Genomic DNA, 13581 nt, shown 5'->3' on the forward strand with positions numbered 1-13581 from the left:
TACTCATTTTAAAGATTTAAGATAAAAATATAGGGGTTTTTCATGGCTACACCACATATTAATGCTGTTGACGGTGCTTTTGGCGAAACAGTTTTATTCCCAGGCGATCCATTACGTGCAAAATACATTGCTGAAACGTTCTTAGAAAACGTTGAGCTAGTGACTGATGTACGTAACATGTTCGGCTACACTGGTACTTATAAAGGGACTCGCATCTCTGTTATGGGTTCAGGTATGGGTATTCCTTCTTGTTCAATCTACGCTCACGAACTGATCAAAGATTATGGTGTTAAAAACCTGATCCGTGTTGGTACTTGTGGCGCAATCAGCACAGACGTTAAAGTACGTGACGTGATCATCGGTATGGGTGCTTGTACTGACTCACAAGCCAACCGTTTACGTTTCAAAGGTCAAGATTTTGCTGCTATCGCAGATTACGGCCTATTGAGTGCTGTCGTTGATTCAGCTAAAACTCACGGTACTAAGATCCGTGTTGGTAACGTATTCTCTGCTGATTTATTCTACACTCCAGATCCTTCTATGTTTGACACTATGGAAAAAATGGGTGTGTTAGGCGTCGAAATGGAAGCTGCTGGCCTTTACGGTGTAGCGCACGAATTAGGTGCTAAAGCATTATGTGTAGTCACTGTTTCTGACCATATCAGAACGGGTGAAAAAACATCTTCTGACGAGCGTCAAACTACGTTCAATGACATGATTGTTATGACATTAGATGCAGCGATTACTCTTTAATATAGAGTTAATTTGCTAAGTAAAAAAAGGGATAACGTCTGCGTTATCCCTTTTTTATGTCTGTAATATTAATTAAGCAGTATATTATTCTTTGTCATTGAGTATAGGCTTTTGCTTCGCTTTTTTTACTCGTGGGCTGCCTTCCGGCTCAGTTTGTTCTTTTTTCAGACTCGAAAGCTCTTGATACTCGATATCACCTGTTTCATTATGGCTCAATTTATCATTTTGCTCATTGATGTCTAGTTCACTTTCTTCTAGTGAGGCGTCATCATCTTCGACTGCATTTTTCTGCAGAAGGTTACTATTTTTTCGTCCTTGTTTTGCGCGTGTTTTACGGCGGTCAAAATCAGCGCGTTTAAAGGATAATGCTCTTGATAACAGTAAACCAATGATGCCCGCGACGATAAGCATGGTTTGCTGTAACTTCATATTTTCTTGATATAAAGTTTTTATTTCATCAAAGAAAATGCGTAAATTGAGTCGAACCTCAATATAGCCTAAGTTATTTTCGCCTTGGAGTACGTTTTCTATCATCGGCGGGTAAGGCGATAGAAGTTGTTTCAAGTCTTGGTCATCGGCATCAAGGTCCTCCTCAGAAACTGACTGAGCAAAAGCCAGCCTGACACCTTGTGCGTCGTAAATATTAACCGACATGACTTTAGGGTCATCAATCAAAGCGTTTGCAAGCCACTGAAGTTGTTCGTCATTCTGTAAGAACATTGCTGGCGCAGCACCATTTGCAGCTTGCTGAGCTAATAACCGAGCCATTATCTGTGTTTGAGAGTTAAGCAACTGTTGACCATTGTTGAGGCTAGATTTCCACAAGTGTGTTAGCCCAAACAGTAATATAACCGCCAAGACGATTTGAATGATCCTGCTAATTTTCTGACTTTTCTTAAGACCTTTAACAAAAATCACTTTAATCCTTGGTATTTTTTCTATTTAATTAATACTAATCGAAATAAATCATAGTAGATAGTCGCAATCATTGGGGAAATGCAGTCGATGGAAAGTCAGAAAAATAAACAAGCTCTAACATGGTTATTCTCAGGATTTGATGCGTCTTTTACCTCTAACTCCAATACACTTACTCGTTATTTTGAAGATGAGTTTATTAATAATATTCAGATAAAACAGCCGCATCGATTTCGGGTGATATTTGATGAGTCGGCATTTGATGGGATTAGTCAGTGGTTTGAAGGTTTAGAACAAGATTGTTCTATTGCGGTGTTAATGCGCCACAACAATTTAAAAGGCTTGGAGATCGCATCCTCTACAAGGTTGACTGATTTTATTGAACAATTTCCTAAAGACATTAATGCCGAGCTATTGGAAGTAACCCAAGCTTTACCAAGCTTTTTTAAGCCAGGTTTACTAGTGATGGATATGGATTCGACAGCTATTCAAATTGAATGTATTGATGAATTAGCAGCGATGGCTGGTGTTGGTGAGGCTGTATCTGAAGTCACAGAAAGAGCTATGCAAGGTGAACTTGATTTTGAAGAAAGCCTTCGATTACGTGTCAGTAAATTAGCTGGTGCAAGTGAAGATATTATTACCACCTTATGCGAAAACTTACCTTTAATGCCTGGGCTTGAAAGCTTAGTGGCAGAACTTAAACCTAACGATTGGAAGCTTGTGCTAGCTTCTGGCGGCTTCACTCCGTTTGTGGGGCATTTAAAAGATCTTTTAAAGCTTGATGCTGCTTATGCTAATGAGCTTGTGATAGAAGATGGTAAGTTAACGGGTGAAGTCACTGGTGAAGTAGTAGATGCGCAATATAAAGCCGATGTTATCGATAAAAGTAGTGCCGCTTGGCAAATCGCTATAGGCCAGCGTATGGCAATCGGTGATGGAGCGAATGATATCCCTATGGTGAATGCGGCAGATTTTGGGGTCGCTTTTCATGCTAAGCCAAAGCTGCTTGCGGCCGCTGATGCTAGCATTCAAAAATTAGACTTACGTTGTTTGGTGTTTTACTTGCAAGGCTAAGCTATACAATAATTTTGGCTTGTTGCTAATGGCGATGAGCTGATTAAGCAAAACTTATGCGCTCGTGCTAGTGGATTTCATTCTCGAACACGAGCGACTTAGTTAATTAGATTTAGTTAATTAGGTTTAGTTAATTAGATTTAGTTAATTAGATTTAGCTGATTAGATTTTTTACTCTAATTAACTTGTAATTCAGACTTGCTGTGTTTACCGTGGTTATATTCATGATGACGGATATATCAAGACTTGTATGCAGCATTCTCATTACCTTCCTTATCGAAGTGGAAAACTTCATCTTCGACATATCAAAGCTAACCCTTTATTACAGTCCGATAGCGGTAATCGCTCACCTATCTTGATGCTTCACGGTGCCATGTCCAATGGACGGGTTTTTTATAGCCCTTCAGGAAAAGGTTTGGGCTGTTTTCTTGCAGAGCAAGGCTATGATGTTTATGTATTAGATACTGCAGGAAGAGGGGCAAGCTCGCCAAGAATTGATGCAGATTACCACATGGGACAAACTGAAGTTATTCTAGAGCAACTGCCAATTGCCCACGCGTTCGTGCTGAACCATGCTCAAGCACAAAAGGTGCATTGGTGTGCTCACTCTTGGGGTGGTGTGTTAATGGCAAGTAGTTACATTCGTTTAGCTGGTTTACGCGATGAAGTCGCATCATTTGTCACATTTGGTACTAAACGAACCATTAAAGTGAAGTCATTTCGAAAAACCATGATGGTGGATTTATTTTGGAATCGTCTCGCACCGTTAATGACAAAATATCAAGGCTACCTAGCAGCTGATAAATATCGCCTAGGAATGGATAATGAAAGCCGGTTATCGTTATTACAAACCATTGACTGGGTCAGAGGCGATTGGGTTGATGCTGAAGATCAGTTTAACTATAGCGAGGCTGTACAAAATATTCATTGGCCAAAAAGCTGGTTCATAGCAGGTAAAAACGACTTTGTGCTGGGAAATCCATCTGATGTGAAAGATATGATGAGTGAGTGCGGTTTGCAAGATGCTGAATATACATTGCTGGCCAAACGCAAAGGCTTTAAACGAGATTATACTCATGGTGGAATGCTAACCGACAAATTAGCTGTGAAGGATCATTTCCCATTGGTAAGTGATTGGTACAACCGCTTTTAACTCGAGACAATTTAACACTGATGTTTTAACGTCTTCAAACGCCCTCAAACGCCTTCAAGATAGAACGTCTTTGAAGGCTTAATGACTATTTTTAATTCTTTGGTTTAAGTGTTTTGGTTTAAGTGTTTTGGTTTAAGTACTTTGGCCTAAACTCTATTACTAACTATCTAGCTCTAAGTATTAATATGAAGCTCAGGAAACCTGACTTCCACTTCGGCGGTAATATCCAGTAACTCTCCACTGCCGATGACCTGCCATAATCGCTCTTCAAGCTGTTTTGCTCGGTGACTTGCATGAATAGTAATGTACTCCATTTCTCGGCGAATATAGCTCATATCAGGCTTGTCTGTTGCACCAAAATAAACCCTTAGTGCCATAAAGCGGCCAACAGCTTGCGCATGGCTTATAAACTTGATTTGTGCTGAGCGGCTGTTAAATTCATCCATCAGTTGAGTTTGGATGTTAATTGCGCCTCTTCCTTGCCGTGAAATTTGCATAAACACTTCAAAGTACTTAGCGCCATCAATGGGTTTCATACTTCGAATAGGGTCGATTATGAGTTGCTTAAACTGAATCTCATCAAATAATGGGGTCAGGTTAAAGTTAAGCGGTTTGGTTGAGCCAGCTGCAAACAAATGGCTAATTTCATCCGTTTTAGTACCTACCCCGATACAGGCAAGTTGAGCTGACTTTTTGGTTTTTTCAACAAAATAAGGAACTCCAACTAATTGCCTTAGTAGTAAGTTCTTCATTCCATCAGCTAACTCTTTAAGTTCGCCCTCGTCATCTGATAACTGTTCAAACTTGTCTCGATTATGGTTGATCAGTTTATTAAGAAACTCGACTCCTGGGTGAGGTTCATGACCAACAATTGCAGATAAATGCAATGTTTGATGGTTGTTTCTGCTTCTAATCAGTTGATAAGGAAGCTTTTTAAGTTCAGCTTTACCTGCAATAGCTTGCAGTTTTGGAAAGCTTAAACTCACTTCAGCAGGGGAATTGAACTTAGTGTGGTCCTCCAGAGTAAACTGCATACCACGGGTTGAAATATCATGTGAAATACCGCGACTTTTTTTGCCTTCTTGCTCTATTTCAATGATGGTTTTGAAAGCGAAACGTGCTTCTCTTCTTCGCTCACTAAAGGGCATAGATAGGCGCTTTATGGTATTTTTCTTAAGCTTAACTTGATTAAAGAGCTTAAGTTCATTGACGTTATCCTCTTCGCTGAACCAAGCTCGGTAATTAGGTCTTACATCTTCATTTGTTAAATCAATGAGCTGTAAAATATAACTGAATCTAGCCAATTGCTGTTCAGTTAATGCTGAGTATTGGTCTTCATCACCAGGAAGTGTCGAGGTTTTGTAATTCAGTTTGTGATTAACTTTTTGTTGGGCGACTTTAAAAATTCGCCAACTGGTTTTGGCAGCACCAAAGCCAAAAAATAATTGCATTGCATTGTGCTGCTTTAGCTCATGTAATGAGGCCGAAAAATACTGAGTTACACCTTTAGCTTGATGGGTGAAACAAAAAAATAAACTATGATCCGCTTCATTGGGGTACTTGATAAGGTTAACCAAACGATTATTCGTTAACATATTTGGAAGCTGGCTAACTTCTTTTTCGTCAATGAAATATTGCAATATCGGTTGATTGCCGCGGCTTAATAATTGATGACTGATGAAAGGCTTACCGTCCGCAACAGAAATATACAAAGGCATATGGGCTAACATCGGTAAGTAGTGACGTTCAAAGCCTAGACCTGTGGCATTAACGATGACATCGTTTACATCAACTTTATAGCGAAACTTATAGCCGCGGATCAGTTGGGTGAGCACTTTATCAAGTTCAACGCTATCACCAATTCTGCGTAAGCGCATGATGGCACTGTCATCTTTAGATTGAATATCAACAATTTGATAATCAACTCCGTTCTGCAAATCTTCAAAAAAGAATTCTTCGTTAAGTTCTAATAACTTAATGCGCAGTGGCTTGTCTTGTTCGAAACGGTGTTTAGCGGGTAAGCGTATTCTAGCGCCACCCACAGACAGGTCTAAACTAGCACCAATGACTTCTGCACCGCCATCTTGAGAGGCTGAGATACGAATAGAGTAATTCATTCGCTCTTCACTGCGATTGAAGTAACTGCCCATGACGACACCTGGTACCACTAACTCCGAAGTTTCAATAACGGGTTCTTGTTTATTTTTACGTAATTGTTCTTTTCGTAGTCGGTGTTGATCAAGTACATGCTCATAAACACCTATGGTGTATTTATTTCGATAGAGTTGCAGGGCTTGGACTAATGAAACTTTGGCGGGTTCATCTAGGAAGTGACGTTGTTTAGCTATGTTTACTTCTTGGCACTCTAGCTCAGTTTTATCACGTAAATCGATAATACGTGTGCATATTGCTGAAAGGCGGTTAAGCTCCATTTTGAGAAGAAATCGAGTCGAATTAGATTCGTCGACAGTCAGCTTTTCAAAGACATCTTTGAAATCTGGCTCCATCAGTAGCGGCTTGAGTTGTTCTATTAGCTGACTATGGTCTTCTATGCTCATTGGCTCTTTTCAGTTTTTGATGCGAGAACTAGGTGCTAAATATAAGTCTGACTGGTAGTCTTATCGGCTAGCGAAATACTTACTTTATACAAATTTAATTTATGTGTCTGTTAAAGCAAGTAATATAACAATTAAAATACCATTTTAATGTAGCTCGGTTGATTATTAACCTAAATCTCTTTTTTGATAAACGTAATGACAGTGAAGCATGGCAAAGAATAAAACAGCGTTTGTATGTAATGAATGTGGACAAGACTTTCCTCGTTGGCAAGGGCAATGCAGTGCTTGCCAAGAATGGAATACGATATCAGAGGTTCGAATTGCTGCGGTTAAATCATCAACAGCTTCTGTTGCTGGCTATGCGGGCTCTGTGGGCGGCGGTTCTAAGAAACTAGGTGATGTAGAAGAGTTTGAAGCGCAAAAGCACCTCACTGGTATTGGTGAGCTTGATAGGGTGTTATGTGGTGGACTGACAACCGGTTCTGTGAACATCATTTCAGGTGATCCTGGCGCAGGTAAAACCACCTTGTTGTCTGATTTAATTGCGCGTATGTCACAAAATATGCCGTCACTTTACTGTACTGCTGAAGAGTCTTTGTCGCAGTTTAAAAATCGTGTGAATCGTTTAAAGCTTAACTATAACGAAGACAATTTATATCTGATGGCTGAGACGAATGTAGAAGCCATTATTGCTGAACTTGATGCCAAGAAAATTAAGTTTGCTGTTATCGATTCAATTCAGGCAGTTGTGTCTGACTCAGCCAATGGCAGTCCTGGTTCTCCTTCTCAAGTCAAAAGCAGTGCCCAAGCATTAACTCAGTATTGTAAACAGAATAATGTGACCATGTTTTTAGTGGCCCATGTAAACAAAAATAATGAGACAGCAGGCCCGCAAACCCTGATCCATATTGTGGATTGTTTGACCCACATCGAATGTAATGATGGCCAAATAAGAACCCTTAGGGCAAACAAAAACCGTTTTGGTGATGTGGATACCGTGGGTATCTTTAAAATGACTGAGCGCGGCATGATAAGTGTTGATAACCCAAGTGAGATTTTCCTCTCAGGTTCAACCACTGAGTCTCCTGGCGCTGCGATTACTTGCATTCGCAAAGGTAACCGTAATTTATTACTTGAAATTCAATGTTTGACGACCGAAACCGAAGGGGAATTTCCTCAACGTGTTTGTGTTGGCCTTAATATGAATCGGATTAAAATGCTGACGGGTGTCCTTAGAAAGCATACCCGCACAAAGATATTTCACGATACCTACTTTAATCTAGTGGGTGGACTTAAAATTGATGAATCTGAAACCTGTATTGATCTGGCTTTGGTCACAGCGCTATTAAGTAGTTTGAATGATTTTGTGGTGCCGAGAACGACTTGTATTATGGGCGAACTCAGCTTAAATGGTGATGTAAGACCGATTGATAGTGGGGTACCAAGAGTGAAGGAAGCTGTGCAGCATGGCTTTACTGAAGTGTACATTCCACACCGAAACTACCATAAATCTATGGAAGGATTAGGGGCTAAAATTCATCCTATTAAAACAATTCATGAGTTACTCGAATTGATTAATTAGGGTCTGTTGATCTTTCAAGGTTGTTTTTGCGGCGAATTGTTGGTCATTTGTACAAGGCAGAGACTTTGCGGTGTAGTTATTCTACATAAAAAGTCGATAACGCAGTAAAAATGACCAACAAACGCTGCCCGAAGGGTTCGACTAAAAGCGTTTTACTCTTTGTTGGATCAATTTTGCTTAGATGACTAGGCATCAATTCATCCGCCTCGATTAAAACGTTTTTATTTCGAACAAAACTTAACCAGCAAAGATCAACAGGCCCTAGCCATTCTCGAAAGGCGCTAGTTCAAAGTGTCAGCTTGCGTTGACACATCCTTTTGCTAGCGCCATACACTTGTTTAATTTTAACTAGGCAGGTGTGTACAAAAAAGATACTATGCGCTTGTTATGATCGAGAGCCTTAAAATTTAGAAGGTTCCTAACAGCTTTAGTCAGTCAATTTATCTGCAAATGCATTATAAGTGATTGTAATAGTTAGTTATTTAAAGTGTATGGTTTTATAAAATATTTTAAAAGGTGATGTAACTTAGCATGACGCTGTACAATTGTTTTAAAGCCTTTTGGATTGCTTTTATTTGCCTTTTTATTGCTGATGTCTCAGCAAAGTCTACTTCCACCCAAGTATTACGCTTATATCAAACCGATTTTCAATTTGAGTATCATATCGAGTTGCTTAAAATTGCACTTGATAAAACTGCAGCTGATTACCCTGACACCAGATTACAATTTACTGAACAAGTCACACCCGGGCGCGGCTTAAAAATGCTTGAGCAAGGAGAGGTAGATATAGCCTTTTTGGCTTCTAGCAAAGAGCGTGAGCAAAACTTTATTCCAATCAAAATTCCTTTGCTTAAAGGCTTACTTGGGTATCGCTTATTACTGATACATCAAGACAATTTAGAAAAATTTCAACAAGTAAGCAGCACAAAGGACTTAAGCGACTCATTTGTTGCTGGCTTTGGAATGCATTGGGCTGATATTGAAGTGTTGCGCCAAAACCGTTTACCTACTCAAGAAGTGGGGACAGTAACGAGTTTGCATCGCATGTTGGATGCAAAGCGTTTTGATTATTTCCCGAGAGGTGTGAATGAGATATGGGAAGAAAAACAGCGTTTAAATCGTCAACTACCTGATTTAATGATTGAGCCTAATATCGCGCTTGTTTATAACTTGCCTGTGTACGTTTTTGTAAATAAAGATCTACCAGAGCTTGCTGAAAGAATAGAAAAAGGCCTGAATAAAGCCACTGATGATTTGTCTTTTCAAGAATTGTTTTTGAAGTATTACAGTGACTCTATTTTAAAGGCGAGATTGTCTGAGCGTAAAATTATTCATCTTCAAAATGATGATTACCCAATGACTTCAACTATCGACACCAGCTGGTGGTTATAGAGGTATTGAAGGTTAAAAAACGGCTAGTTACCTTTAATGTTCGAATCTCTACACTCTAATCTCTAACGTCTAATTTCTAACGTCTATCTCTAAGGTTAGGCACTATAGACTGATTAACTGAGCCAATTCACGTTGTAGTAAGTCATCATCACCAATATTGAGCTCGATAATACGCTTTAAGTGGCTAATACTGTCTAAATCTATGTGCTGACACTCTAAACCTAAATGGTTTACCTCTTTATGAACAAGGACGGTGTCCATGCTTAATACAATATCGGATTCTGGGAGTAAGAAGCTTAATGCAACGCTTTGACCTTCTTCAGCCTCAAGTCCTTCAGGGGTGGAAACTAAAGCCCCGTTGATACTCAAGTCTAAAATATCTGTACGATAGGTTTTATCTTCTATATTCACTGAAGCCGTTGCCGCAAAAAGAGTACGGGTGAATTTTCTTCTTTCATCCATAAAATGATATCCACTTATTGATGCTGCTGAGCAAGCCTTTTGCTTAGAGCTTAGAGCTTAGAGCTTAGAGCTTAGAGCTTAGAGCTAGCTATGTTACTTTAAAGAATACGCTATATAAAAATGAATGCCAATAAAGGCTTAATCAATTGTTATGGTGGTGAGTAAACAATACATTCTTGGCTAAATTATAAAAATTGATAAATTACCCGCATAAAAAAAGAAGCCCTAGGCTCCTTTTTTATTAACGATAATCGTTATGCTACACAAGTAAGTGACCACATAGTGCAATAACAGGTAACGTCACTAAAGTACGTAGGATGAATACCACAAACAGTTCAAAAAAGTTTACTGGGATTTTACTGCCAATCAGTAATGCACCAACTTCACTCATGTAAATTAACTGAGTAACAGATAAAGCAGCAATCACAAAGCGAGTTAAATCAGATTCGATTGAACTAGCTAGAATTGAGGGTAAAAACATATCTGCAAAACCCACCACAATAGTGGTTGAAGCAACATCTGCTTCAGGGATTTGTAGCAACTCTAGTAAAGGAATAAATGGCATACCTAAGTAGTCAAATATTGGCGTGTTTTCTGCCAATACTAAAGCGACAGTACCAATAGCCATAACCACTGGAATAATACCGAATACCATATCTACGACATTTTTAACGCCTTCTTGTAGTACATGTTTAACACCACCTGCACGGGAAGCTTTATTTAAGGCTTGCTCAAAGCCCCAAGACATAACACCATGACCTTGTGGGATCATTTCATCATCAGGGTGGCGAGGGGTGTTATCTATATATAAATCTTTTTTCCACGACAATGGAGGCAGCTTAGGTACGATAATCGCGGCAACAAAACCTGCTAAACACACAGTTAAGTAGAAAGGTACAAATAGGTGTTCAAGTTGAACTTGAGAGATAACAACTAAACTGAAAGTAATAGATACTGCCGAGAAGGTAGTACCAATCACTGCTGCTTCACGTTCGGTGTATAAACGGGTTTCATATTGCTTGTTGGTCATTAAGATACCAACACTACCATCACCTAACCACGAAGCCATACAATCAATGGCGCTTCTGCCAGGTAAGTTGAAAATTGGACGCATAAGCTTGGTTAGCATAGTGCCGAAAAACTCTAATAATCCAAAGTTCAGTAATAAAGGTAATAGCATTCCGGCAAAAATGAATACCGAGAAGAGTACTGGCAACAGATCATTAAGCACTAAAGCGCCAGTATCGGCTGAATAGATAGCCTCTGATCCTACTTCTAAGTAAGTGAGTACAATAAATACAGCACCTAAAATACGAACGATTAACCAAAATGGCGACACATTAAGTAGGGTATTTAGGAAAGGCTTCTCTTGCACCAACTTTGGCTTAATGACTTTAGTCAATACCGATATGATAGCCATAAAGACGACAATACAAGTGACGATTAATGGCAAAACCTCAGCGAATTGACTTTGTACCGCTTTAGACAGTATTGCAATTGGAATGGTAATCGCATCGTTATAGCTGATAGGCGTCATGAACAATAACAAACCGATCAGTGACGGAATGATAAAGGTCAGTATTGTCTTTATGTTATGTTTTTGTTTTTCTTGAGTCACTTTATATATGCCTTAGCAATTGACCATATCATTATGGCTGATTGTGTCTTACCGTCCAGTGGGAAAATTGTTGAATGTCCATTCAATGATGCGTTAAGCGAGGCAAGGTTACCTGCTTATCTAGTCTATGTAAAACTATTCACTTTAACGAATAGTTATTGAGTTATTTTGCGTATCTATATTCTATAGGGTTTGGTGATAAATGCACGGATTAATTTGTTTGTAATCAGTAGGTTGTGAAATTGTTTTTGGCGGGTTTTGTTGGTGTTACTTTAATTGTTTGGGGCGTTTTGGGTTTGAGTTATTGTTAATCTCGAAATAAATAGATTATTTTTATTAAATTCAGATACTAAATATAATTGTTATAGATTAGATGTCGGTAGAGGTTTTATCTATTACGATTAAGTATGATAGATGCGAATTTATAAGGAAGTTGCTTAGCAGTGATAATTAATAAAACTGAAAAAATTGCTAGATTAGCTTACCTCTTTGGTTTGCTGGGCTTGTTCGGCCTTTTTCTTGGTATTGTGTTATCGGTTACTTTCGAATACATACAGTACGGGGAACAATATCGTTTTTTTCAGTTTTCATTAAGTGAACTGGGGACCTACAATCGGTCATCGACAGCAATACTTATAAATGGAGGACTATTTTTTGGTAGCCTCAGTTTAACCATGAGTTGTTTGTTTGGGTTACAAATGAGTAACCGCTTCAGCAGTGGTTTGATGTGGTTATCATTAATTGTGACTTTTATTTCCCTTGCTGCAATTGGTTTATTCCCACTGAATGTTCATCATTTACATCTGCATGCCGTCTCTATTTATATTTACTTTGGTTTTCTAAGTGCAGCTTTATGTGTTGTCGAATGTGCTATAGAACGAAAACCACCACTGTGCATGCCGTTTATTTTAAGTTGTTTAGTATTAATTATTCATGGCGCTATATTGTCACATGAATATTGGCGAGAAAGCTTAGGGGCTAAGCCCATTTCTGACGGTATGTTATTCCAAGCTATCGTATCGCAGTCGCCAAAACCTGAAGTGTGGTGGTTATCGATATTATTTTGGGGCAGTATTGTTTCAATGTGGCTTTGGATGCTGAGTATTTGTCGGTGGTATTTTTTACCCCACCGACAAGGTAAGAAATAGATTGGCTCAAATTATACTTGTTGTAATCCTGCTTGGCCGAACCAATAGCCATTACAAGCTTGAGAGTTAGCTGTTGATAGCTGAGGTGAGCATACTTTGTCTTCAGTGTTACTGGATAACTCATTGGCGAGTGCATTGACAATATTTAAGCATTCAAGACTGCTTGGCGACACTCTAAAGTAATCTACCCCCATCTGCTCCATTACCATCAACTCTTGCGTTAAATCAATACTGGCTGCCGATTGTGTTTGAATACCGTTAAGACGCAATAAGTTTTGCTGCTCTTGGGTTTGAGCTAAGATGCCTTTGGGGTGTTGCTGACAAATTGTGTCGCAATTATCTTTACTTAAACCAAAGTGTTTAGCGGTAAAACAGCGGGCAGAATGGGCTAATGGAATAAACCCGTGCCCCATCACTTCGACTTCAAAATTAGGCTTATTAGGATGATTAATGACCTGATTGAGCCAGGCTTTTGAAAGTTCATATGGCATGACAAATCGGCTCATGCCCATTGAGTGCAACAAATCTAAGCTGGTACGGTTATAGTTATTGATTGTCGGTCCACAAATAAAAGGTAAGTTGGCTTGTTTAGCCACTTGTACGCCAGCCATGTCATTGGCTTCAATGCTGAATTCGCCATTTTCGACATATTTTTTTAATTCTGTAAGCTCTGATTGAGCTTCAATCAATGCCATCGTTGATAACACGACTTGCTTGCCATGCGCTTTAAGCATGACTGCTAATTCAAGGTAGTCATTAAATTTGAGCAAACGACGTCGGCTGCATACGGTTTCACCTAAATAAATCGTATCAACTTGGCTATTAGCGGCTTGTTGATAGAAATGTTCCATAGTGACTTTATCCCAGCAATAGCTTACTGGTGCGAGAGAAATCTTCATCAATATTTACCTTACTGCCATTGG

11 protein-coding genes are annotated in these 13581 nt (G+C 39.2%); 6 read left to right on the forward strand and 5 right to left on the reverse strand.

The window, feature by feature from the left end; translation table 11 throughout:
• Positions 1 to 42: 42 nt before the first annotated feature.
• Positions 43 to 753 (forward strand): purine-nucleoside phosphorylase, encoded by a 711-nt coding sequence (deoD, locus tag FNZ24_RS13700; RefSeq protein WP_153915209.1) that lies wholly within the window; start codon positions 43 to 45, stop codon positions 751 to 753.
• A gap of 84 nt (positions 754 to 837) precedes the next feature.
• Here deoD and FNZ24_RS13705 read toward each other — a convergent pair whose 3' ends face one another.
• Positions 838 to 1671: an AhpA/YtjB family protein gene (locus FNZ24_RS13705; protein ID WP_153915211.1), complete on the reverse strand. Its 834-nt coding sequence runs from the start codon at positions 1669 to 1671 to the stop codon at positions 838 to 840.
• 87 nt (positions 1672 to 1758) lie between these two features.
• Here FNZ24_RS13705 and serB point away from each other — a divergent pair, with 87 nt between their 5' ends.
• Together serB and FNZ24_RS13715 are read left to right on the forward strand one after the other, a co-directional pair.
• Entirely contained in the window at positions 1759 to 2745 is a 987-nt protein-coding gene (gene serB / locus FNZ24_RS13710; RefSeq protein WP_153915213.1) for a phosphoserine phosphatase SerB, read from the forward strand.
• Between the two features lie 250 nt (positions 2746 to 2995).
• The gene (locus FNZ24_RS13715; RefSeq protein WP_153915215.1) at positions 2996 to 3898 is read left to right on the forward strand and encodes an alpha/beta fold hydrolase; all 903 of its coding nucleotides are present in this window, start codon (positions 2996 to 2998) and stop codon (positions 3896 to 3898) included.
• A gap of 173 nt (positions 3899 to 4071) precedes the next feature.
• Here the strand turns inward: FNZ24_RS13715 and FNZ24_RS13720 are convergent, their stop codons facing one another.
• Entirely contained in the window at positions 4072 to 6456 is a 2385-nt protein-coding gene (locus FNZ24_RS13720) for a PilZ domain-containing protein (protein ID WP_153915217.1), read from the reverse strand.
• A gap of 208 nt (positions 6457 to 6664) precedes the next feature.
• Here FNZ24_RS13720 and radA point away from each other — a divergent pair, with 208 nt between their 5' ends.
• Complete coding sequence (gene radA / locus FNZ24_RS13725) at positions 6665 to 8038, forward strand: DNA repair protein RadA (RefSeq protein WP_153915219.1); 1374 nt, start codon at positions 6665 to 6667, stop codon at positions 8036 to 8038.
• A 531-nt stretch (positions 8039 to 8569) separates the two neighbouring features.
• The gene (locus FNZ24_RS13730) at positions 8570 to 9430 is read left to right on the forward strand and encodes a transporter substrate-binding domain-containing protein (protein WP_153915221.1); all 861 of its coding nucleotides are present in this window, start codon (positions 8570 to 8572) and stop codon (positions 9428 to 9430) included.
• A 102-nt stretch (positions 9431 to 9532) separates the two neighbouring features.
• On the opposite strand, the gene FNZ24_RS13735 is transcribed toward FNZ24_RS13730, so the two are convergent.
• Complete coding sequence (locus FNZ24_RS13735; protein WP_153915223.1) at positions 9533 to 9892, reverse strand: PilZ domain-containing protein; 360 nt, start codon at positions 9890 to 9892, stop codon at positions 9533 to 9535.
• Positions 9893 to 10151: 259 nt separating this feature from the next.
• On the reverse strand, positions 10152 to 11429 hold the full coding sequence (locus FNZ24_RS13740; protein ID WP_153915229.1) for a YjiH family protein: 1278 nt from the start codon (positions 11427 to 11429) through the stop codon (positions 10152 to 10154).
• Positions 11430 to 12208: 779 nt separating this feature from the next.
• On the opposite strand from FNZ24_RS13740, the gene FNZ24_RS13745 reads away from it, so the two are divergent.
• Complete coding sequence (locus FNZ24_RS13745) at positions 12209 to 12658, forward strand: hypothetical protein (protein WP_153915225.1); 450 nt, start codon at positions 12209 to 12211, stop codon at positions 12656 to 12658.
• 11 nt (positions 12659 to 12669) lie between these two features.
• On the opposite strand, the gene FNZ24_RS13750 is transcribed toward FNZ24_RS13745, so the two are convergent.
• Complete coding sequence (locus tag FNZ24_RS13750) at positions 12670 to 13557, reverse strand: U32 family peptidase (protein WP_153915227.1); 888 nt, start codon at positions 13555 to 13557, stop codon at positions 12670 to 12672.
• Positions 13558 to 13581: the final 24 nt, after the last annotated feature.

Origin of the sequence: Shewanella sp. TC10, assembly GCF_009663145.1 — a bacterium.
GTDB lineage: Bacteria > Pseudomonadota > Gammaproteobacteria > Enterobacterales > Shewanellaceae > Shewanella.

What these genes read in the sequence shown, in the direction of transcription:
- deoD (WP_153915209.1), top strand. Translation starts at nt 43, where the DNA reads ATGGCTACACCACATATTAATGCTGTTGACGGTGCTTTTGGCGAAACA.
- serB (WP_153915213.1), top strand. Translation starts at nt 1,759, where the DNA reads ATGGAAAGTCAGAAAAATAAACAAGCTCTAACATGGTTATTCTCAGGA.
- FNZ24_RS13715 (WP_153915215.1), top strand. Translation starts at nt 2,996, where the DNA reads ATGCAGCATTCTCATTACCTTCCTTATCGAAGTGGAAAACTTCATCTT.
- FNZ24_RS13720 (WP_153915217.1), bottom strand. Translation starts at nt 6,456, where the DNA reads ATGAGCATAGAAGACCATAGTCAGCTAATAGAACAACTCAAGCCGCTA.
- radA (WP_153915219.1), top strand. Translation starts at nt 6,665, where the DNA reads ATGGCAAAGAATAAAACAGCGTTTGTATGTAATGAATGTGGACAAGAC.
- FNZ24_RS13730 (WP_153915221.1), top strand. Translation starts at nt 8,570, where the DNA reads ATGACGCTGTACAATTGTTTTAAAGCCTTTTGGATTGCTTTTATTTGC.
- FNZ24_RS13735 (WP_153915223.1), bottom strand. Translation starts at nt 9,892, where the DNA reads ATGGATGAAAGAAGAAAATTCACCCGTACTCTTTTTGCGGCAACGGCT.
- FNZ24_RS13740 (WP_153915229.1), bottom strand. Translation starts at nt 11,429, where the DNA reads ATGACGCCTATCAGCTATAACGATGCGATTACCATTCCAATTGCAATA.
- FNZ24_RS13745 (WP_153915225.1), top strand. Translation starts at nt 12,209, where the DNA reads ATGAGTAACCGCTTCAGCAGTGGTTTGATGTGGTTATCATTAATTGTG.
- FNZ24_RS13750 (WP_153915227.1), bottom strand. Translation starts at nt 13,557, where the DNA reads ATGAAGATTTCTCTCGCACCAGTAAGCTATTGCTGGGATAAAGTCACT.